Annotated in this window: 19 protein-coding genes and 1 riboswitch; of the genes, 15 read left to right on the top strand and 4 right to left on the bottom strand. The window is 44.9% G+C overall.

What is annotated here, in order from left to right:
- The first annotated feature begins 275 nt into the window (after positions 1 to 275).
- Positions 276 to 1538 carry an L-methionine/branched-chain amino acid transporter gene (gene yjeH / locus R8N46_RS05440; protein ID WP_005373616.1) on the top strand — a complete coding sequence of 421 codons (1263 nt, stop codon included), beginning with the start codon at positions 276 to 278 and terminating at the stop codon, positions 1536 to 1538.
- On the opposite strand, the gene R8N46_RS05435 is transcribed toward yjeH, so the two are convergent.
- Positions 1539 to 2984, bottom strand: coding sequence for a PLP-dependent aminotransferase family protein (locus tag R8N46_RS05435; protein WP_182015836.1), 1446 nt, complete (start codon positions 2982 to 2984; stop codon positions 1539 to 1541).
- A 100-nt stretch (positions 2985 to 3084) separates the two neighbouring features.
- Between R8N46_RS05435 and R8N46_RS05430 the strand changes: the two genes are divergently transcribed.
- Positions 3085 to 3741, top strand: coding sequence for a pyridoxamine 5'-phosphate oxidase family protein (locus R8N46_RS05430; protein WP_213893526.1), 657 nt, complete (start codon positions 3085 to 3087; stop codon positions 3739 to 3741).
- Here the strand turns inward: R8N46_RS05430 and R8N46_RS05425 are convergent.
- Together R8N46_RS05425 and R8N46_RS05420 are read right to left on the bottom strand one after the other, a co-directional pair.
- Complete coding sequence (locus R8N46_RS05425; protein ID WP_005373622.1) at positions 3722 to 5044, bottom strand: ATP-binding protein; 1323 nt, start codon at positions 5042 to 5044, stop codon at positions 3722 to 3724. The two genes, R8N46_RS05430 and R8N46_RS05425, sit on opposite strands and share 20 nt — an antisense overlap.
- Positions 5045 to 5047: 3 nt before the next feature.
- On the bottom strand, positions 5048 to 5740 hold the full coding sequence (locus R8N46_RS05420; protein ID WP_005373624.1) for a response regulator transcription factor: 693 nt from the start codon (positions 5738 to 5740) through the stop codon (positions 5048 to 5050).
- Positions 5741 to 6106: 366 nt separating this feature from the next.
- Between R8N46_RS05420 and R8N46_RS05415 the strand changes: the two genes are divergently transcribed.
- A complete protein-coding gene (locus tag R8N46_RS05415; protein ID WP_213972232.1) occupies positions 6107 to 7648 on the top strand; it encodes a hypothetical protein in 1542 nt (513 codons plus the stop codon).
- A 12-nt stretch (positions 7649 to 7660) separates the two neighbouring features.
- Complete coding sequence (locus tag R8N46_RS05410; protein ID WP_031778833.1) at positions 7661 to 8350, top strand: hypothetical protein; 690 nt, start codon at positions 7661 to 7663, stop codon at positions 8348 to 8350.
- A gap of 86 nt (positions 8351 to 8436) precedes the next feature.
- On the opposite strand, the gene R8N46_RS05405 is transcribed toward R8N46_RS05410, so the two are convergent.
- Positions 8437 to 9438 (bottom strand): AraC family transcriptional regulator, encoded by a 1002-nt coding sequence (locus R8N46_RS05405; protein ID WP_054574582.1) that lies wholly within the window; start codon positions 9436 to 9438, stop codon positions 8437 to 8439.
- A 107-nt stretch (positions 9439 to 9545) separates the two neighbouring features.
- Here R8N46_RS05405 and R8N46_RS05400 point away from each other — a divergent pair, with 107 nt between their 5' ends.
- The 11 genes from R8N46_RS05400 (at position 9546) to ribB (ending at position 22705) form a co-directional block, all read left to right on the top strand.
- The gene (locus R8N46_RS05400) at positions 9546 to 9872 is read left to right on the top strand and encodes an MFS transporter (protein ID WP_054577756.1); all 327 of its coding nucleotides are present in this window, start codon (positions 9546 to 9548) and stop codon (positions 9870 to 9872) included.
- Positions 9872 to 11095, top strand: coding sequence for an HlyD family secretion protein (locus R8N46_RS05395; protein WP_054577755.1), 1224 nt, complete (start codon positions 9872 to 9874; stop codon positions 11093 to 11095). The genes R8N46_RS05400 and R8N46_RS05395 overlap by 1 nt, the downstream gene beginning before the upstream one ends.
- Before the next feature lie 101 nt (positions 11096 to 11196).
- Positions 11197 to 12519 (top strand): ABC1 kinase family protein, encoded by a 1323-nt coding sequence (locus R8N46_RS05390; RefSeq protein WP_054577754.1) that lies wholly within the window; start codon positions 11197 to 11199, stop codon positions 12517 to 12519.
- Between the two features lie 112 nt (positions 12520 to 12631).
- Entirely contained in the window at positions 12632 to 13978 is a 1347-nt protein-coding gene (locus R8N46_RS05385; RefSeq protein ID WP_005373641.1) for a magnesium transporter, read from the top strand.
- Between the two features lie 805 nt (positions 13979 to 14783).
- The gene (gene codB, locus R8N46_RS05380) at positions 14784 to 16022 is read left to right on the top strand and encodes a cytosine permease (RefSeq protein WP_047101164.1); all 1239 of its coding nucleotides are present in this window, start codon (positions 14784 to 14786) and stop codon (positions 16020 to 16022) included.
- 9 nt (positions 16023 to 16031) lie between these two features.
- Positions 16032 to 17309 carry a cytosine deaminase gene (locus R8N46_RS05375; RefSeq protein WP_213910134.1) on the top strand — a complete coding sequence of 426 codons (1278 nt, stop codon included), beginning with the start codon at positions 16032 to 16034 and terminating at the stop codon, positions 17307 to 17309.
- 248 nt (positions 17310 to 17557) lie between these two features.
- Positions 17558 to 18196, top strand: coding sequence for an HD domain-containing protein (locus tag R8N46_RS05370; protein ID WP_213972233.1), 639 nt, complete (start codon positions 17558 to 17560; stop codon positions 18194 to 18196).
- The gene (locus tag R8N46_RS05365) at positions 18197 to 18955 is read left to right on the top strand and encodes a helix-turn-helix domain-containing protein (RefSeq protein WP_042522681.1); all 759 of its coding nucleotides are present in this window, start codon (positions 18197 to 18199) and stop codon (positions 18953 to 18955) included. It begins immediately after the preceding gene.
- A 146-nt stretch (positions 18956 to 19101) separates the two neighbouring features.
- Positions 19102 to 20955 (top strand): MFS transporter, encoded by a 1854-nt coding sequence (locus tag R8N46_RS05360; protein WP_213972234.1) that lies wholly within the window; start codon positions 19102 to 19104, stop codon positions 20953 to 20955.
- Positions 20956 to 21072: 117 nt separating this feature from the next.
- Positions 21073 to 21690, top strand: a complete 618-nt coding sequence (locus tag R8N46_RS05355) for a cob(I)alamin adenolsyltransferase/cobinamide ATP-dependent adenolsyltransferase (RefSeq protein WP_005385580.1) — start codon at positions 21073 to 21075, stop codon at positions 21688 to 21690.
- A 104-nt stretch (positions 21691 to 21794) separates the two neighbouring features.
- Positions 21795 to 21935, top strand: a riboswitch (FMN riboswitch).
- A 113-nt stretch (positions 21936 to 22048) separates the two neighbouring features.
- Positions 22049 to 22705 carry a 3,4-dihydroxy-2-butanone-4-phosphate synthase gene (gene ribB, locus R8N46_RS05350; protein ID WP_005385579.1) on the top strand — a complete coding sequence of 219 codons (657 nt, stop codon included), beginning with the start codon at positions 22049 to 22051 and terminating at the stop codon, positions 22703 to 22705.
- The last annotated feature ends 56 nt before the right edge of the window (positions 22706 to 22761 follow it).

Raw genomic sequence — 22761 nt, 5'->3', positions numbered from 1 at the left:
TAAGAAACCAACATTTTGTTGGAATTATTTAAAACAACCGTCATATTGACGGTTTAGTAAATCATTTTGTTATTAACATTTTGGATATGCTATTTGGCGGGCATGAGATGAGTGCTGTTATCCATTTCAACAGAAAATAGATAACACATTGAAATCAAATTCCCAACTTAAGTACTCAGCACATAAATAGCATCGCTTAAACACATAAAACGAAATAACCAGAAGCCACAAGCTTTTTCGTAATAAGCCTCATAACATTGGATGAATCAATTCGCATGGAAGAGCTCAAAAAAGACATTTCACTCACATCAGGTATCGCACAGTTATCCACCACATTAATGGGAACGGGGCTGTTTATGATCCCGGCTATCGCAGCAGGTATAGCTGGCCATTTTTCACTATGGGCTTGGATTTTATTGTTCATCGCGATTTGTCCTATTGCGCTGACTTTTGCTCAACTGGGTAAACGATACCCCAACGCGGGCGGAACAGCCTTTTTTGTACGCAAAGCCTTTAACGCCAAACTGGAAAGTAGTGTCGCTTGGCTATTTGTTAGTGTCATTCCGGTAGGGGTTCCGGCCGCGATTGCACTCGCCGCAGGCTTCCTACAACAAATATTGCCAGAGCCTATTAGCAACAATCTGTTTGCACAAGTTCTCACAGTAGTACTTCTTGTGTTCGTCAACTTGATGGGCACAAAATCATCAGGTCATTTACAAACTCTTATTGCTTTGAGTGTCTTCGCACTTGTTGGCGCATTTTTATGGAAAGGCGACGTTAACAACGCCGATCTTGTGATGCCCGCCATCACACAAGAGTCAATTTGGCCTATTACCGCAGCGTTAGGCGTGATGTTCTGGTGTTTTGTTGGCATAGAGGCTTTTGCCCATATGGGGGAAGAGTTCAAAAACCCTCAAAGAGATTTCCCTATTGCCATTGTGGTCGGTTGTTTTGTAGCAGGGGCTACCTATTGGGCATGCTCTGTCGTTATTTTAAAATTTGGCGCGTATGGTAACGCTCAATTTGATAACGCATCCATCCCCTGGCTTAGTGCCCAACTACTAGGCGATGGAGCCAAATGGATAATCAGCTTGATAGGTTTCTCCGCTTGTTTCGCGAGCGTTAACTTATACACACAGAGCCTAGCGCGAATGGTCTGGGCTCAAGCTCGTGAACATCGTCCTTCTAGTCCACTAGCCAAGATTTCACGTCGTGGTGTCCCTTTCTCAGCCACCATATTAGTTGGCGGCATATTATTGATATCTTGTGTGATAGGAACCCTATCACAGCTCGATCTGGAGTTTTTCCTAAAACTCGCAAACAGTGTATTCGTTCTGGTTTACATGTTGGCGATGTTAGCCGCTTTCAAATTGCTTCGAGGATTTGGTAAAACACTTGCGGGACTGTCCCTACTGCTTTGTACCGGTGTTTTTATATGTTTAGGCTGGTCAATGTTTTATGCACTTGGCATTTTTACTCTACTTTTACTGCCTTGGAAACAGTGGCGACATAAGCGACAAACACGTGTAGTTGAATAGTCATCGCTTCCCATTTCGAAATATGTGAGCTAAACGTTGGATACCAGCGTCTATGTTCTCTAACGCGATATTGCCGTAACCAAGCACGGCACCATGCCAGTGACGTGCTTGAAAATCTGGGTGTTCATAATAGCTCAAAGGTCGCAAGATGATCCCTTCATGCTCTGCTAGTTTCGTAAAACGCTGCTCATCCATACCGTCTTGCCATTTCAACGTAATATGAAGCCCCGCCGCTTGGCTAACGACGCAAACACGGTCGCCAAAATGCTGTTGAATGGATAAATGCATCTGTTCATGCTTAGTTTTGTACAGCCGACGCATTTTTCGAATATGACGTAATAACCCACCTTCAGTAATAAAATCTGCCAATGCTTCTTGTGTATGCGTCGGCGAATCACCACTTAACGCATCCTTAACCACCAAGCATTGCTCTACTAAACGTTCAGGAGCTACAAGGTAGCCAAGCCGCAATCCGTTAAACATCACTTTACTGAAGGAACCCACATACAACACACGCTCATCTCGACCCATTTGAGCCGCTAGCCCCTGTAAGCTGGTATAGGGACGATGAGCAAACTGAAATTCGCTGTCATAATCATCCTCGATGATCCAACTTGATTGTTCGACCGCCCAGTTGATGATCTTTCCTCTTTGCTCGGTATTGAGTGTGGTGCCCATCGGATATTGATTACTTGGTGTAATATACAGCGCATCGGCATCGCTTGAGGTCACCGCTTCCACATCAAAACCTAATTTCTCTGTTACGAACAAAGGCTCAAATTGATAGTTTTGGAACTGAATCAACTTCCGCATTTGCGCGTAACCTGGTTGCTCCATCAGAACCTTATCACCTTGTTTGAGCACTACCATCGTCGCAATTGACAACGCTTGCTGCGCCCCAGAGGTAATAATAATGCGCTCTGGATAACAATTCACTGAACGGCTTGATGCGAGGTAGTCAGCTAAAGCACAGCGCAATGCCCAACTACCCTGAATATCTTGATTCCCCAACAAGCAAGTACGAGACATATGGCGAGTGAGTAACTTTTGCCATTGCGCCATCGGAAATGCGTCCAAATCCGGTACACCCGGTGCAAATGCGCGGTTGATATCAAAGTGAGCTTTCGGTGATGAGTCTCTCTGAACTGAACTAGGTTCAGGCAAGTACTGCTCTGGCAGTTCTACGGCAACATAAAAACCAGAACCTTTTTGGCTGTTCAAGTACCCTTCCGCCACTAACTGTTCGTAGGCAGAAATCACGGTATTCCTACTTAGATTAAGCTCTTGTGAAAGCTTCCGCGTAGAAGGCAGCTTCCCATTCTTCATCCACAGTCCTTGAACAATTTTCTTGCGAATAGCAAAAAACAACGCTTGCTGACGCGTTCCATCACTGTCTTTTAAATGCAGGTCACCGATATCAATCAAAGACAAACTGGATCCATCCATTAGTTAAAAGTGGCTCTCTTTAAGCTACCAGTTAAACGCTACATTGCAATCAAAGAATGAGGATCAATCGCTCGTAATCGTGAGCAAACAAGGAGAGAAAATGCTATCCAACACCAATAGAACGGAAATTAAGAAAGGCGCACATAAAGCCGTCTCTGATGTTAGCAAACTGCACGCCATCATAGATGAAAGCCTAATCGCTCATATTGCGATAACCAACGAGTCAGGCCCTGTGGTCATCCCTATGCTGGCATGGCGTGTCGATGATTACGTGTATATCCATGGCGCCAACAACAGTCGACTGTTACGCTCACTCAAACAAGGAGTGCAAACGTGCTTAACCTTTACTTTGTTTGATGGTTGGGTATTGGCTCGAAGTGCGTTTCACCACAGTGCGCATTATCGCAGTGTTGTGGTCTTTGGCCAGTTTGAGATGGTGGAAGATAACCAAGAGAAAGACAGGTTGCTGAATCACTTTATTGAACAGATCGCTCCGGGGAGAACAGAACAAGTCCGTTTGAGTAATGAAAAAGAACTCAAAGCCACCATGCTACTGCGTATCCCGCTCACGGAGGCATCAGTGAAAATCAGCAATTTTGGCGTCAACGACGATGCGGAAGACATGGACATCCCTGTTTGGGCAGGTGTCCTACCCTACCGAACCGTCGTAGGTCCACTGCAAGCTTGTGACGATTTGTATGAAGGTATCGCAGAGCCAGACTACCGCAGTGCCTACTCTAACCGTTGGCAGGAATAAGCACCGTAAAACGTGCGCCGCCTAAGTGACTCTCGCCGACAGAAAGCTCCCACCCCAGTTGCCGCGCTGCACTGGTAGCGATGGCAAGCCCTAAACCAAAGCCTTTCATGTCGGCGTTGCGGCTTTTGTCTAAGCGCGAAAATGGCATAAATACTTCTTCTCGCATCGCCTCAGGGATGCCCGGACCATCGTCCTCAATATCGATGCTCCAGCAATCCGCTACCGTTCGAATCGTCACCTCAACGCAGGACTCACCATAACGCTTGGCGTTTTGCAGTAAATTATCGAGGACAAGGTTACCCAAAGTAGGCTGAAAGTGAATCAATTGGTTCGCGAGTTTATTTTCTGCTCTCAACATGGCGGACTCTAAGCCTAGGTAATTCATGCGGCTTTTACACCAAAGTGGCAGTTCCATGGTTTCAACAGAATCGATCCATGAGTGGTTTTTCACACTCAAGCGAGACAGCATGACAATGTCGGACGTTAAATCCGTCACGACATCAACGTATCGTTCAATATCGTCATGTAACTCTGCCTGCATTTCACCACTCGTGCGTCGAGCTAAATCCGTCGCTAGCTGAATACGACTCAGCGGAGTGCGCACTTCATGAGGAATAGCTTGAGTAAAGATGTGTGTTTGGCGCACTCGTCTCTCAATCTCTTCAGACATGCAGTTGAAGCCTTGGGCGAGCTCTTTCACGGGTTGCGAAAATTGCTTTAGCTCGACTCGCGTATTCAACTCACCAGAACCAAATTGTTGTTGCGCAGCCGTTAGTTGCCGAATTTGGCGGTCAAGACGTCGTACAGGTATGTAAACCATAATGCCTAAACTGCATACAACAACCAAAAGTAGAGTAAGTATAAATACAATCTCAGAATCTTCATTCCAATCAACGTGTGGGCTAAAGAAATCCGTTTTTTCTTTGAAAACTAAACTCTTCGAAGTGTTAGGCAAAGGGAATACCGCAGCATAGGTACTGCCATCAATAAGATAAACAGGTATCCCTTGCATACGGTACAGCAGATTACAATCTCGACAAGGCGGTGATCCGTCCCAGTTTTCAACCAATGTTAAATCAAAGATAAAGAAATCTTGCTTGCCGTTTTCGGTTAACTTCTTGTAGAGAGAATCCGGAGTGCCTCGTTGCTCAATGTATTGATCGACAAAATAAGCACCGTCACTCAAAAAAACACCGACTTCTGTTTTGCGCATGTACTCTTCCCCCATAAAGAGAAACAAAGCAACAGTCAGCGCAAGGCCAGTTACTAACCCCACATATAGACGAGTAAACAGGGAAAACATGCGTCATTTACCTGTCAGCATGTAGCCGTGGTGACGTATGGTTTTAATGGTAGCCGTATGGATATGAGCCTTGGAGAATTTCTTCCTTAGTGAGGATATACGCATATCAATCGAACGATCAGTAATACAGTATTCAATGCCTCGGGCAAGACGGCAACATGATTCACGAGATACTGGCTTATCGACATTCAGCATCAGGAGCTCTAAAATTTCAAACTCAGAACTCGTTAAACCAATATCTTTTTGCAAATAAAATGCTTGGGAGCGACGAAGACAAAGACTAATGCCATATCGGCTCAGCTTTTCTTCTTCAACGATATCAACTTGACGACAATAGCGACGCAACGCTGCTTCAATACGGGCGAGCAAAATATTACCTTTTATCGGTTTGGTAAGGTAATCATCAGCACCGAACTTAAATAAGCTCACCTCGCTCATTTCATCATCGGTCGCAGTCAAAACAATGATAATACCATGATAAAACTTACGCGCCTCTTGGCATATTTCTGCGCCATTTTTTCCTGGTAACATCAAATCTAACAGCACTAGGTCCGGCTTGAGCCCCTTAATCGTTTCTAATGCATTTTGACCGTTATCGATGACAGTTACCGTATATCCTTCGGCTTCGAGGTACATTTTGGTTAATCGAGCAATCTCTGAGTCGTCTTCTACCAGTAAGATTGTATTACCCACCATGAATCATTTACTCCACCAATATGATGGAGGGAGTATATCGCTCGTCCTATACTGCGCAACCTACTTAAATGATAATTTTAATAAAACGCAGGCTTACATACGCTTACAAACCATACATATACGATAATCCTAATCATTCTATACCCCTAAAACCATGCAATAACCTGAGGTTTTATTCATTATCAGAATATAGCTTCACATAGAAAATAAAATTCGGAATAAAAATCCACTATATTTTTAAATATATCGAATAATAGGTCTTACCAAAAAACAATATCAACATATATGACTTAGTTTTCTTATATAGACAGGACTTTATGTTGCTTCTAAGTTTCCTGCTCTAATAAAGTCTACGAGTAACATGAAATGAGATATTCCAAATTAACACCTTTAGCCATATTTTGCGCGATAAGTCTAACTGCTTGTGGCGGCAGTGAATCTAATTCGAAACCATCGACAACGACACCTCCAACACCACCAATGCCAACATTGAGCACTGTCACAATCCCAACTGTCGTTTCTACAGAGTTTCCGGCCAAGTTAAAAGTGGCTGCTGATGCTGGCTTCACTCACTATGTGAAAATCTCCCTTTCCGAAGCAAACAACAACGATACATTTCACATTGTGGCTGTTGATGACGGTGCGAATAATGAAAAAATCTTTCGTGCAGCCAAAATCATCCAACACCTTCTCACAAACCAACCAGACTCTAAGTACGGTGCTGACAAGTCTCGTATCGCTAAGACATTAGCCGAGCGTGATGCCACACTAATGCTGACCGAAAACGACGAACAGAATGATGAGATGCTAACCAAAATCTTTATCAACGAACTGATTCGCCAAGGCAAATTGAACGATGCAGTTACAAGCTCGGGCTTAGCACACTCTTTTGATACGAGTTCTCTAGAAAAGTTTGTTGTAAGCATGATGGTACTTAACGAAGATGATATGGATACACTTGTCACATCTATCGCGTCAACATTAGTAACTAGTAAAGAAACACCAAACTGGCTAAGGAATAGCCAATCTTTAATGTATCGAGAACTGACAGTTGAAGGCGATTGCCATTACATGAGTAATTTTGCCGATTACTGCGCCAATCTTGGTAAAAAAGCCGAACGAGACGCCGCTTTTGAAGAAATTTTACACTTGGTCCAAGCGCAAGGTATTGCACCTAACACGGCGACTGCGGCACTGCAAAATGACATTCAAGCTCATGCGTTAAGCATCTATAACGATATTCAATCGGGCAAACCGACGGTGTGGCGCCCTACTCAGTATGACTGGGACGATTGGAAATCGGACGACTTCGATCCTGAAAGTGTGAAACAAACGGGCCCTTCATATTCTCACGAATATTTTGCTGCCGCTTTTGAAGCTTACATGGGTGTAGCAAAAGCAAACGGACATGGTTTAGATGGCTACCAAGCGTTAACGCGTGAAGAAATGCAAACCCAAGATCCACAAGCCGTTGATTGGATCAGTGGCTTATTCCACGGATACTTGCAATATACCGCGAATATCGACTCTGCGGGCGTCAAGCTCTACACAGAAAAGACAAGTCCAGGCACAGTACCTACCTTCCGTATGGCTCCCAACAAAGACGGTTTGATAGAAGCGTACACCTACAAATCTCAGTGGCTAACAAAAGTGAAGATCATTGGCGGCGACGCGATGAATGTGATCGGTAATGATCAAAACAATACTTTTGAAGGCAACAGCAAAGACAACAGCATTTATGGTGAAGGCGGTATCAACACCTATATAGTGCCACACAAACTGGCGGAATGTACTGTTATCAAAGCAAAGAGCGTTTCTGTTGAGTGCCCGAGTACAGGCACTGACGAGTTGTACGACATTCAGAACATCCAATTCACCGACCAAACCCTAGATGTAACCAAGCTATAAAAAATGAAAAACATGAAGAAACTTATTCTATTCGCTCCCTTGCTCCTTGCTGGTTGTGGTGGCCTAGCCGTCATGGATCGTACTGATGCCGTAAAAGCACAACCAGAAATGCTGATCAAAACCGACGGTGATTTTTGGGGATTCGGTGCGGATGGCCATTTTGATTTTGCTGGTAAGTACAAAGGCAAGTATTCACGCAGTGCTTCTAACTCAAGTTGGTTTAACCGTATCTCTTTCAAAGAAGGTTCAATGGGCGCAGAAGTGACTCGTATCGACAGCGGGGAAACTTGGCTTTTGAACTGCACTGGAGGCGGTATGTCGGTTAACTACATGGGCGTCGATTTTGGTGGGAATGATCCTTACACCTGTGACATTACTCAAGATGGTAAAAAAGTCGGTGAGTTTGCGATGGAGCCAAAATCCGCTCTCATCGACATCAGCTTTGAGAAAAAAGAGACAGGCGTAGTGCGTATTGGTAGCACCCACTTTAATGTAGAAACTGTACATACTAGTCCTGACGCCATGATGGCGGTAGACATTCCATTGGGTTATAGCTTTAAGGAAGGCACACAAGAAATTGCCGCAGTGCAGACGAACGGTACCATTGCGGTACAGATGCTCCCTGAACTTAGCGAACAAAAAAAGGATGTAATTGCCATCGGCGCTGTTGCAAGTGCACTAAGTTGGCGTCCTAAGAAATAGCCACCACATAAAACGACACAAAAAAATAACAAAGCCCTCAACTTTGAGGGCTTTTATTGCTTGTACTCATAGAGATAAGTGGAGCACTACTTCTCTAATCTTCCCGTATACTGCTTGGGCGTTAATCCACGATGTTTCTTAAACATACGATTGAAGCTCGCCACATTGGTGTAACCAAGGCGCGTGGCAATGTCATCAATACTCACGCGCTTACTCAACAAACCAGCTGCAATATTACTCAATACATAGCCAGAAACCGTCGAAAAATTGAGTCCTAATTTATGCAAACGACGTTGAAACTGCTGTTCAGATAAATCAAGCAGAGAAGAAACGCGCTCTAACGTTGGCAATCCATAATGGCTGCTGTAATTCACCACTTCATAAATCACTTTCAACTCATCTTCTGGGTCGGGCATATTAAGCAAATCATCCAAATCGGAAAAACTCATCGCTAGACGGTTGTCTTCTCGATGGCTCACTTGGCGAGAAGCTAGTCGGTCATCTCCCGGGATCCATATCTCTGTTTTTGGCTGACTCCATTCCACCTCGCAGCCGAAATATTCCCGGTATCTCTCAGTATTTTTTCTCGAGCCTGAAACCTTGACACGTAAAGGCTGGTAATCTTTGCCAAGAAATTCGCGTAACACCTTAATCATAAATACCGCACAGCGGATACTATCGTGCACCTTTACTGACGTTTCTATAAACGGGTTGTGGTAAGTCCATTTGATGATTTTACCCGACTGTTCGCCAGCAAAAAACGCCCCTGATTGTAGGTTGCTCACACCATAATTCACTCGCCGAATGGTACTGGCTAAATCATTGCCGGAGAATAACCAGCGTCCCACTGGCCCTAGCTTTTGCAGTTCAATACCTCGGCTGAGACTCAACACCACATCCGGGTCACCACTGGCTTGTTCAACACAACGGTACCATTCCGCAACGGCTTTTAGCGGGATCAGTGTCATTGGATTACGAAACACCGATGCTGGGATCCCTAACTCATCCGAGTCCAAATTGTATTTAGATAACGCGAGGTTATGCATGTTTAGAATGCCCATCGCGCGAATAAACCGAACCGTTTTCATAACCAATCACATCAAATTTAATCCTGTAGTGATTGAATCTGTCACAAAGAAAGCCGCAAATCAAATTCAGAACACAATACGCCAACAGTTTGATAGAGGAGCGTTTAATGAGTTTACTGAGTGTCCCATTTGTCGGTACAGGCGCAGATACAGCGTTACATGTTGTTGCTGCTGTCGTTTTAATCGCGAGTGTCGCGGGCGCGTGTTACGGCTTTTGGAAAATCCATGAATTACCTATCAATAAAGCACACAGCAAAGATCATCATCAGATAGGGCTCATCACTGCGCTGACCTGGATAGGGTTTATCTGGCACTGGGTTTGGGTGCTAGCCGTGATCTTTGCATTTGTTGATATGGAAAAAGCCATCATCAATCTGCGTGATACATGGAAAAGTAAACCGCAAACAGAAACACAGCCAAAAGAGGAAGCATAATGTTAGAAGGTTTAGCGGTATGGGCACTCTTCATCTATCTGTTGCGTTTGGTTGGCATGCCTTGGAACAAAGCAACCAAATCGTTCGCTTATCTTGGCGGCTTGGGTTGGCTAATGTTCGTCTGGGTAGGTTTGATTAACTTCACCCCGATGGATTTATCCGGCGGTTCTGTCGTGCAGTCACCACACATCCAATTGCGTCCAGATTCAACCAATGTAAAAGGTAAAGTTGACCACATTTACATTGAGCCGAATCAGCAAGTTAAAGAAGGTCAGCTCATTTATGAACTTGACCCAACGCAATACAAAATCGCATTAAATCAAGCGAACGTATCCGCTGATTCTGCTCGCGTTGCATTAGCTACAGCAAAAGGCGACATCGAGATTGAAGAAGCTAACCACGAAGCGCTAGTGCAAGATCTAGAAACATCAAAGAGCCAGTTGGAAGCGGCGAAAGTTGACTACAAATTGCAGAAAAAAATGCTAGATCGTTATGTTGAGCAAAACCGAGTAGTGCACAACACCATCACGGAAAGCGATATCGACAAACAATCGAGTGCGGTTGATATGGCACGTCACAACGTGTTGACCCTTGAGTCTCAAATCAAGAAGAAACAAGTCGATATTTCCCGTGCAAAACTGGCGATTCATAAAGCGGAACTTGCAGTTGAAACTAAACAAGCCGAACTGCGCCAAGCTGAAGAGCAAATTGCAAAAGCGCAATGGGATTTGAATAGCACAAAAGTTCATGCCCCAACAGATGGCTTTGTCACCAACTTTATCCTGCGTGAAGGTCAGCGTGTATCGATGATGCCGCGTATCAACATGTACACTAACGAGAAGTACGTGCTGATGCGAGTCAACCACCAGGCGATTCGTAACATCAAACCGGGTCAGCCAGCGGAATTCTCTTCGTCCGTTTACCCAGGTAAGATCTTCTCAGCGACCGTCGAAGGCATTGTTGAAGCAACAGGTGAGTCACAAGGTAATCTACTGGGTTTCGATGATTCCGTACGTGTCACCACTGGAAAGAACTTACAGAACAAACACCACTTTGTTCGTCTTAAGATTGATGAGCCAGAAGGCTACGACATCCCTGTTGGCTCTGTTGGCCTCGCATGGGTCAGCGGTGAAAAACCGATAGGCTTTATGGCCTTCTTAGATGTGATTCGCGGGATCATCATCCGAATGAAGTCTCAACTGTACTTCTTCTACTCTATCTAAACTCGCAAACCGCCAGTTACGCTGGCGGTTTTCTTTTCATTTGTATCCAAACATATCCTTTTCCCGTATAACAATTAGTTAGTAAATAGCGGAGAAGATTCATGTCGGCAAAGGAAAGAAGCCTACCTACCCATCGCATCTCAAGATTCAGCAAGTTCGCTTCACTTGCTACCCGTGTCGCAGGCAATGTGATTGCAGAAGGCACGAAGCAGATAGCCAAAGGCAACAAACCAAAAGCGAAAGACCTCTTGCTGACGCCACAGAACATCGCGCGTTTAACCGACCAACTTGCTCATCTACGTGGCGCTGCAATGAAGCTTGGACAAATGCTATCAATGGATGCTGGTGATGTTTTAGAACCTCAACTCGCCGATATTCTTTCCCGTCTTCGTTCCAACGCAGACCCAATGCCTGCAAAACAACTCAACGCAGTAATGGAAAGTTCGCTAGGAACGAATTGGAAAGCTGAGTTTCTGTCATTTAACTTCAAACCAATCGCCAGTGCATCAATAGGACAAGTGCACCAAGCCTACAGCGATGCGGGCGATAACCTAGCCGTCAAAGTGCAATATCCGGGCATACGGAAAAGTATCGATAGCGACGTCGATAATGTCGGTACACTGCTCAAGGTCGTTGGGTTGATTCCCGAGTCTGTCGACTACAAAGGATTGCTCGAAGAAGCGAAAAAGCAGCTACATGACGAGGCCGATTACGCACGAGAGGCACAATTTGCCATTCGTTATCATGACGCTTTGAAGGAGCACCCTCATTTTGTGGTGCCCAAGATTCATACTGAAAGTTGCTCAGACTCCGTTCTCGCGATGGAATTCATTGATGGTAGCCCGATTGAGCAAATCGAACATTATGATCAGAGTACGCGAGATTTTGTCATGCACAGCCTACTCGAATTACTGTTTCGAGAGCTGTTCGAATTTAAGATGGTGCAAACCGATCCCAACTTCGCCAACTACTTATATATCGAAAACACTCGTCAAATCGGCTTGCTAGACTTTGGTGCGACCCGCGAATACAGCGAACGGTTCAGTACCGGCTATCGCCAAGCTTTCGCATCTGTCGTTAACAATGACGAACAAGGCTTGAATGATGCGCTTGAACAAATAGGCTTCTTCAGCCAAACCATCCTTCCAGACCAACGCCAAGCGATTCTCGATCTAGTGAAAATGGCATGTGAACCTATGTTGGTCGATGAGCCTTATGACTTTAAAGCCAGCGGCTTAGCACAAAAGCTTCGCGAGGCTGGCACCATTCTAAGCATGGAGCAAGAATACTGGCATACTCCACCAGCAGATGCCCTATTTTTGCACAGAAAAATCGGCGGAATGTACTTGCTGGCAGCCCGTATTGGCGCAAAAGTGAACATTCGCCAATTGGTACAGCCATATCTCACCATCAACAGCGAATAGCCTATTGTTTTTCTGTTACTTTCAAGTACCTTGAGCAAGGTTAAGATGCATAGTTGTGCATCTCAATAACATGCCATACTTCCATAAAACGAATTAACTATCGGGGTACTCGGTGAGCAAGTTTCAAGATCTCTCCACTCTAATCCAGCAAATTGGCCAAGCCGAAGAAGCGGATCAAGTCGCAACGCTCAATGAATCTATTGAAGCGGGCCTCGAGCCCGGCGCGGTTGCCCTGATTCTAGAAGCCTTTCCAATCGACGATCGTGTTCGCTTATGGCGAGCTTTACCACTAGAGCTACATATCGACGTGTTAACGGAAATGCGTGCGGACGTACGTTTCTCTATCATCAATGCGTTATCTGAAGTCGAGCTAAAGCTAACTCTCGCTAAACTCGACAACTTGTCGCTCATCGAATGGGCCGATTCGTTGCCAGAGTCGATCATCAACGAAGCGCTCTCGTTGATAGAAAAAGATGAGTTGGAACTTTACGATCAAGCAAACGAGTATGCTGATGAAGAACTCGGCCACTGGGCTGAACGTAAGATCATCACCCTGCCCTTCAACATTACGATTGGGACAGCTAAGCAGTTAATGGAGCGCTATAGCTACGACACGCCTCAACAGGTGTATCTGATTAATCGTAATAAACAGTATCGTGGAACGGTCAACTACTTCGATATCTTACGTGGTGACCCCGATACTCGCTTAAAAACACTCGTTATTGAGGCTGTGACGGTGCTAGACAGTAAAATGATGCTTCCTGAAGCGGTAGAGGCATTAGAACACAGCACACTGCCCGCTCTCCCTGTAACTGATGCAGACCAAACACTGATCGGTGAAGTCGATTGGCAGTTTGCATTGAGTACACAGCGTGAAATCTACGAAGCACGTTTGATGGCCGGTACAGGTATGGATGAAGGCGATGACTTGTTTGCGCCAGTATTAAAAAGCTCGCAAAAGCGCGGTGTTTGGTTAGGCATCAATCTGCTTACTGCGATTTTGGCGTCTGTCACTATCGGACTATTTGAAGATGTAATTGCGCAGGTGGTGGCTTTGGCGGTGCTCATGCCAATTGTTGCATCCATGGGGGGCATTGCTGGCAGCCAAACGCTCACTCTAATGATTCGTGCGATGGCGCTTAATCAGATCACCCCAGGTAACCGCTTCAAGCTTTTGAAAAATGAGTTGGGTATTGGCTCTCTGAACGGCATTGCTTGGGCGTTAATCATCGGCGGGCTCGCCGGATTGTGGTTTCAATCTCCGGTTCTTGGGGGAACCATCGCGCTGGCCATTATCGTCAATATTATTACCGCAGCTTTATTTGGTGTGCTGATTCCCATTATTCTGGATAAGTTTAAATTGGACCCCGCTTTGGCTGGCTCGGTGATTCTAACAACAGTGACAGATGTAGTTGGTTTTTTCGCCTTTTTAGGAACGGCGAGTTTAGTCATGCTTTAAAAGGTTCATTGTTTATTAATCAATCATTAGCATAATAGAGTCAAATTGCATAACGCAGTTGCAAATTGCAAACATACTCAAACTTTAAGCAACGCATGTCACAGAAACTACGTATTTTAGGGCATATTAAAGTTGGCACAGTAACTGCATTATATAAATCGACCCTTCTTAAGCCGAGGGTCACCTAGCCAACTGACGTTGTTAGTGAACTTGATTTTGTTCACATGTATATAAGCCAATCGCACTCTTTGCGGTTGGCTATTTTTTTATGTGGCTATTGCCCTCTTATCCTCTGACCGAACTCGGTTGTACTTTTCTTACCCACAACAGATTGTTTACTGTTTATAAAATTCAAATATTCGCCCACTAAACCATTAGAAATACCAGCTTCAACAAAAATAAATCACCTACATAAAATAAAACCAAGAAAACACACCCAAAAAAAGAACAAATAACGTCCAAACCAAAAATCTCATCATGAAATCGTTTTCTTTTCATAGAAATCGACTGAACAACCCAGAGTTATAGATAAATTTAATCCATAAAAACAAATGGCAATTCAAAACACTAATTTCACATAGAAAACCTGTCTATAAATCATAGAAAATACGTAAAAATAAATTTTTCAATTTTATAATTTAAAAATTAAACCATTGTTATTAAAGGAAAAAATACAAACCAAAAACCAAGCAAACGTTTAAATTTCAATTTTATCATTGACTATTAAATTTACATCACGATAATACGCGCCGTTTGCCTGAAAACCAGGTGCTATAATTAAATATTTCAATGTGCGGAGGTAATAATGGCTGGAGACAATAATTACAGTCTTGGACCAGTTCCCAACACTGCCAGAAAAGGCGTGGCATCACTTACAATGGTGATGTTAGGACTCACTTTTTTCTCCGCAAGTATGTGGACTGGGGGTTCTCTCGGTACTGGGCTCTCCTTCAATGATTTTTTCCTCGCTGTTCTCATCGGTAACCTAATCCTCGGTATTTACACTTCTTTCCTCGGTTACATCGGCGCTTCTACTGGTCTCTCTACTCACCTTCTTGCTCGTTTCTCTTTTGGTTCTAAAGGCTCTTGGCTTCCTTCCGCTCTTCTTGGCGGTACTCAAGTTGGGTGGTTTGGAGTTGGTGTCGCGATGTTTGCGATTCCGGTGCATAAAGCAACGGGCATCGATACCAACACGTTGATCCTTGTATCCGGTTTGCTCATGACCGCGACCGTTTACTTTGGCATCTCCGCACTGATGGTGTTGTCAGCAATTGCCGTTCCTGCCATTGCGCTACTTGGCGGCTACTCTGTCATCGAGGCAGTAAATAGCGTTGGTGGTATTGGCGAACTACAACAAGTTCAACCAACCGAGCCACTCGATTTTTCAATAGCTCTCGCGATGGTTGTCGGCTCTTTTGTCAGTGCTGGTACATTAACGGCGGATTTCGTACGCTTTGGTAAAAAGCCGCGCAGCGCCGTGATGATCACCATGGTGGCATTTTTCATCGGTAACTCGTTAATGTTTATCTTTGGCGCGGCAGGTGCGTCGGTGACGGGTCAATCAGACATTTCTGAAGTGATGATCGCGCAAGGTCTTCTTATTCCAGCTATCATCGTTCTTGGCTTGAACATCTGGACGACCAACGACAACGCGCTCTACGCATCGGGTCTTGGATTTTCCAACATCACAGGCTTACCAAGTAAATACATCTCAATGGCGAACGGTCTTGTTGGCACACTTTGCGCTCTCTGGCTCTACAATAACTTTGTTGGCTGGCTGACCTTCTTATCTTTGGCAATTCCACCGATTGGCGGTGTGATCATCGCTGACTTCTTCACGAACCGTAAACGCTACGCAAACTTTGAAGCCGCCCAATTCCAAAACGTTAACTGGGCTGGCATTATCGCTGTCGTGATTGGCGTTGGTGCGGGACACTTCCTGCCTGGCGTAGTGCCGATTAACGCTGTACTTGGCGGCGCAATTAGCTTCCTGATTCTTAATCCTATTCTTAACAAAAAAGCACTGGCTACACAGCCAGCGTAAGGAACCATCATGACAACACTACTGATCAAAAACGTAACGCTAAAAGGACAAGAAGGTCTGCAGCAAATTTTGATTGAAGATGGTCAATTCAAGCACATTGAAAGCAACGATGTGGAGCTTAGTCATAACGGTGACATCATCGATGCTGAAGGCGGTATGGCGGTTGCGCCTTTCTGCGAGCCACACATTCACTTAGATACAACTCAAACCGCAGGCGAGCCAAGCTGGAACATCTCTGGCACATTGTTTGAGGGTATTGAACGTTGGGCTGAGCGCAAAGAAATGCTGTCGATTGAAGACGTGAAAGCGCGCGCAAAACAAACCTTAAAATGGCAGATAGCAAACGGCGTACAACACGTTCGTACCCACGTCGATGTTTCAGACCCTACCCTAATTGCCCTAAAAGCGATGGTAGAAGTGCGTGAAGAGATGAAAGAATGGGTAGATATCCAAATCGTCGCCTTCCCGCAGGAAGGAATTCTCTCTTACCCAAATGGCAAAGAGCTGCTAGAAGAAGCCGTCAAATTAGGTGCGGACGTGATTGGCGCGATTCCACACTTTGAATTCACACGCGAATATGGCATTGAATCGCTGCACTACGTATTCGAGTTAGCGAAAAAATACGACCGCCTGATCGACGTGCATTGTGATGAAATCGATGACGAACAATCTCGGTTCGTTGAAACACTGGCAGCATTAGCGCACAAGTTTGATATGGGGAATAAAGTCACGGCCAGTCACACCACAGCGATGGGTTCCTACAACGGTGCATACGCATCTCGCCTGTTCCGTTTATTACGCATGTCCGGTATCAACTTCGTGGCAAATCCATTGGTGAACATTCACTTACAAGGACGTTTTGATGATTACCCAAAACGTCGCGGCGTAACACGAGTGAAAGAGATGCTGAATGCCAACATCAACGTCTGCTTTGGACACGATGATGTATTTGACCCTTGGTACCCACTAGGCACTGCAAACATGCTGCAAGTACTGCATATGGGTCTGCACGTGTGTCAGGTGATGGGTTACGACCAAATCAACAACTCACTGGATCTGATCAGCAACAATTCAGCACGTACACTGAACATTCAAGACAAGCACGGCATTGAAGAAGGCAAACCAGGTAGTTTACTGATTCTTCCCGCAGAAAATGGTTTTGACGCAGTACGTCGCCAAGTGCCGGTTCGTTACTCTGTTCGTCACGGTAAAGTGATTGCAGAAACACAGCCTGCGACAACTCATATTCATCTTGAACAAGCAGAGCAAGTAACGTTCAAACGCTAAAAAGATCGGCGAAACGAAAAAGGCCTGACGACATCGTCAGGCCTTTTTTCTACTGGTAAACATCACTGCTCGCTCTGTCTATTCTTGTCTCATAAACCACTGAACACATTGAAAGGCCATATAAAACGGCTCAGTACCAAACGTTGCACAAGGTTCTGGTGGCTGAATCTCAATTACACCATCGCACTTGGAAATTATTCTAAGCGTTGGGCATACTTCTGACTTCATTTTAGTTGTAGATATGAACCATGACGCCATTAAGCCAGATAGAACCGCAATTTTTGGAATTTATGCAGCAAGAGATGCAAGTAGATGCAGCTCATGATCTTAAACACGTAAAACGCGTGGTCAAAACAGCGAAACAGCTCTGCAAAGAAGAAAATGCAGACATCGCGATTGTATTACCGGCTGCCTATTTGCATGATTGCTTTACTTACCCGAAAGATCACCCAAATCGCAAAGAGAGCTCAATCATCGCAGCCAAAAAAGCGGTCGCATTTTTAGAGAGTATCGATTATCCGCAGCAATATCATGATGCCATTGCTCATGCGATAGAGGCACACAGCTTTAGCGCAAACATCAGGCCAAATACGTTGGAAGCCAAAATCGTCCAAGATGCCGACCGTCTGGACGCTTTAGGCGCAATTGGCGTGACGCGATGCATTCAAGTCAGCACTCAATTTAACGCGCAACTTTACAACGACAGCGATATATTTGCCGAAGAACGTGAACTTAACGATAAACAATTCACTCTGGATCACTTTCAAACCAAGTTATTCAAAATCGCTGAAACCATGAACACGGAGTCAGCGAGACGCGAAGCGCAAAAACGCAAAACCTTTATGCAAACGTACCTAGAGCAGTTACACGACGAGGTAACAGCGTAAATGTCAGAAAGCTATACGTTAATTAAAGAGCTTAAACGCCAACTAAAGTTAGCTGGGCTGCATTATGCGGATGTTGCACAACACCTTAATTTAAGTGAAGGAAGCGTCAAACGTTTACTCGCTGAAGGTCAGCACATTAGCCTTGAGCGCTTAGAACGAATTTGCCAATTGATTGGTTTAGAAATGGCGGAACTATTTAAGCTCGCGGCTGCGCACAATAAAGGTCTAGAGTCGCTAACGTTAGAGCAAGAAAAGCAGCTGGTTGACGATAAAGCCCTGCTGCTCGTGGCGATCTGTGTTGTAAATGGCTATCAGTTTGAACAAATCGTTCAGCAATATACCTTCAATGAGTTGGAACTGGTGCAAAAGCTTGCTCATTTGGATCGGCTGAACATCATCGACTTGCAGCCAAATAACAAAATTCGTTTGCGTATATCTCCGACATTTAAGTGGCAGATGGGCGGCCCTATTCAACGGTTCTTCCAACAGCAAGTTCAAGACGCCTTTTTCCAAAGCTACTTTTCTGGTGAAGATGAAAAGTTCTCCATGGCAACAGGATTGATGAGTGTACCAACCAACAAGAAGCTACAACAGAAACTGCAAAAGGTCATCGATGAGTTTTATCAGGCTTGCCAAAGTGATAGCTCTCTCGATATGGACGAAAAACACGGCACCTCTCTGATTATTGCGATGCGTCGCTGGACGTTCCCTTTATTTGAACCATGGGAAAGAAAACTCACCAATAAGTCTCGCAATTAGTAACTCAATAAACAAATGGAAATAAAAGTAACGAATTTCGTTACTTTTGGTGGCATACAACGTCACTAGAAAGAGAAAGCTGGTTTAATCGTTCATTGAGCATAAAGTGCTCCCATCTCATTCGACTTTGTTTAATCGGGGCCCGTATGTTTTTCTCAAAACGCTTTTTTCCTTACTTTGTGACGCAATGCCTTGGCGCACTCAATGACAACATCTACAAAAACGTTCTGTTATTGATGGTGACATACAGCCAAATTGATAACCTACCAATATCTGTCAATCTATTCGTTAATTTGGCGGCAGGCTTATTCATCCTACCTTTCTTTCTATTCTCAGCGCATGCTGGTGCCGTCGCTGACAGCATGGACAAAGCCAAATTAATCCGACGTCTAAAGCTCATCGAACTAGCTATCATGTCTTGCGCAGCAACCGCTATTGCCACCCAAAGTGCCATGCTGATGCTGGTTCTGCTGTTTATGACAGGCACTCAATCGGCCTATTTTGGTCCCGTGAAATACGCCTTGCTACCACAAGCGCTCAAACCAAATGAGCTTGTTAAAGGAAATGCTTGGGTTGAAATGGGCACGTTTCTTTCGATTCTTATAGGTACGCTTAGCGCAGGCCTGCTGCTAGCCATTCCTAATGGTACCTTGATTGCTTCTTGTACCGTGATTGCCTTGTCTTTGCTTGGGTTCATGAGCAGCGTGAATATTCCAACGATGCCTAGCCAATCGAATGACAAAGCGAAATTTGAACCGATTTCTGGTTTAAAGAACACGTTAAAAGTGGCAAAAAAACAGAGAGGCATCTGGATGTCTATTCTTGCCATCAGTTGGTTCTGGTTCATGGGTGCGACTTACCTAACTCAATTCCCTAACTTCGCACGCGAACATTTGTTCGCAGATAGCACTGTCGTTTCTTTACTGTTGGCATTGTTTTCCATTGGTATCGCGACAGGCTCTTGGTTGTGTGAAAAACTTTCTTTCAACCACGTTGAGCTTGGTATTTTGCCATTCGGTATCCTTGGTCTGACAGTCTTTGGCGTCGACTTGCTATGGGCAGTCCCAAGTTATCTATCACTTCCGGTGCACTTTTATGATGTGCAAAACTTCGTTGCTGAATCAAAACATCTACGCGTCATGATTGACCTGTTCCTTGTTGGTGTAAGCGGCGGTGTCTTTATTGTTCCTCTTTATGCGTTCATCCAATCGCGTTCAAACAAAGGGGAATGTGCACGTGCCATTGCTGCTAACAACATCATGAATGCGTTGTTTATGGTGGTGTCTGCTTTGGTTTCGATCGTTGTACTCAGCGTACTAGAGCTTTCTATTGTGGAACTGTTTGTCATGATGGCAATAGGTAACTTCTTCGTGGCAATCTATGTCTATCGTCAAGTACCGGAATTCACACAACGCTTTATCAGTTATTTACTCAGCCATTGTATGTATCGTGTGTCCGTAAAGGGGCGCCAACATATTCCTGAACAAGGTGCTGCGTTAATCGTGGCTAACCATGTTAGCTATGTCGATGCATTGATTTTGATGGGAACCTCTACTCGCCCGGTTCGTTTTGTGATGGACAAGTCCATCAGCGAGCTACCTGTTCTTAAATATGTATTCCGTCATGCAGGTGTTATCCCGATCTGTTCTCCACGTAAGTGTGCCGACACTTACCGACGAGCATTTGAGCAGATTGAACAAGCACTTAACGACGGTGAGGTTGTCTGTATCTTCCCTGAGGGTCGTTTAACGTCTAACGGTCAATTGGGTGAGTTTCGCCCTGGTGTAGAGAAAATCCTTGAACGTAACCCTGTTCCTGTCATCCCTATGGCGTTAAAAGGGCTTTGGGGTTCTTTTTTCAGCCACAAAGGCGGACATGCTCTCACAAAACGACCGACTCGTTTTTGGTCAAAAGTGGATGTTGTTATCGGTGAAGTGTTAAGTCCTGCGTCTTTAAATCGTCATCAATTGCAACAACAAGTACAGGATTTACTGGGCTGAGTCGCTTGCTACAGCAGTCAAACTTTGCAGCAAAACGTAAATATGCACCACAAAGCACAAGTAGTTCTTTGTTAATTAGAGTAGGATATCTACGACGTCATAAATCTAGGAGGTATTATGAAAATCATCATCTTACATGGTCTTTATATGCATGGGCTGGTCATGCAGCCTCTTAGCCAAAAGCTGAGAAAACTCGGATACGAAACGCAAGTACTCAGCTATAACACTGTTGCTATCGATGAGTCTTCACTGTTTGATTCTATTGATCACTCGCTTAATCCACTGACCACAAACGTCCTCGTGGGACACAGCTTGGGAGGCTTGATGATTAAGCGCTATCTCGCCAACAGAAAACCGAGCACTAACTTAATCTCTCATGTTGTCGCTATCGGTTCGCCTCTTAAAGGCGCGTCCATTGTAGGCCGAATTCAAGATCTCGGGTTGGGTGCAATTTTAGGCAATTCGCCACACCACGGATTAAACAAACATGATGACGCTTGGGATCTCCCTCAAAAACTCGGCAGTATCGCAGGAACGATGCCGATTGGTGCTCGCCCATTGTTGATCCGTAATGACAACACCATGTCGGACGGTACCGTTACCGTGGAAGAGACAAGACTGGACGGTATGCAAGATCATATCGAAGTGAAGCAAACGCATACGAGCCTGATTTACAACACCTTCGTGCCGCAGCAGATTGATCACTTTATTCGCACAGATTATTTCCGTCGATAGCACACTTTTCCATCATACAGATGGAATCGACTTTCCAAGCTATTCAGTTCGCAGTACTATCCTAGCTCCACTTCTTCACAACTTGGATGAAGTGGTACATTTTTAATTGTTCTCAGGGCGGGGCGAAATTCCCCACCGGCGGTATACTTTTTCAAGTGAGCCCGCGAGCGCTCGATTCGTCGAGGTCAGCAGATCTGGTGAGATGCCAGAGCCGACGGTTATAGTCCGGATGAAAGAGAATAAGAATACACCAGCATAGCGAGTCAGATCGCTAAGAATGCTGGTGCACTTCTTTTTGATCGTATTTTACGGCGATCTCTCATACCGCCCTGATTCTGGTGAAATTTAGGAGTTAACCATGAATCAGTCATCACTACTTGCCGAATTCGGCGACCCAATTACTCGCGTTGAAAACGCACTTATCGCTTTAAAAGAAGGCCGTGGCGTACTGCTTCTTGATGATGAAGATCGCGAAAACGAAGGCGATATCATTTATTCAGTCGAGCACCTCACTAACGAGCAAATGGCATTGATGATCCGCGAATGTAGCGGCATCGTTTGTTTGTGCTTAACAGATGTTCAAGCAGACAAACTGGAACTGCCTCCAATGGTGGTAAACAACAACAGCGCAAACCAAACCGCATTTACGGTTTCTATTGAAGCGAAAGTTGGTGTAACAACGGGTGTTTCAGCAGCAGACCGCGTAACGACCATTAAAACGGCGGCAAACCCGCACGCAAAACCGGAAGATCTTGCTCGCCCGGGTCACGTATTCCCTCTGCGTGCACGTCCAGGTGGTGTAATGACTCGCCGTGGTCACACAGAAGGTACGATTGATCTGATGCAAATGGCAGGGCTTCAACCCGCTGGCGTACTGTGTGAAGTGACCAATCCAGATGGCACGATGGCAAAGGCACCGGAGATCGTAGCATTCGGTCGCCTGCACAACATGCCGGTACTGACGATTGAAGACATGGTAATGTACCTGAACCAGTTCGAGTTGAAACTGGCATAGTCAGATCTCAGCTCTTGAAAAAAGCCGCGCATTTGTGCGGCTTTTTTGATCGATCC

Source organism: Vibrio sp. 1874 (genome assembly GCF_033344395.1).
GTDB lineage: Bacteria > Pseudomonadota > Gammaproteobacteria > Enterobacterales > Vibrionaceae > Vibrio > Vibrio alginolyticus.
The sequence above is the reverse complement of the archived record's forward strand: the minus strand, read 5'-3'. Positions and strand labels throughout refer to the sequence as shown.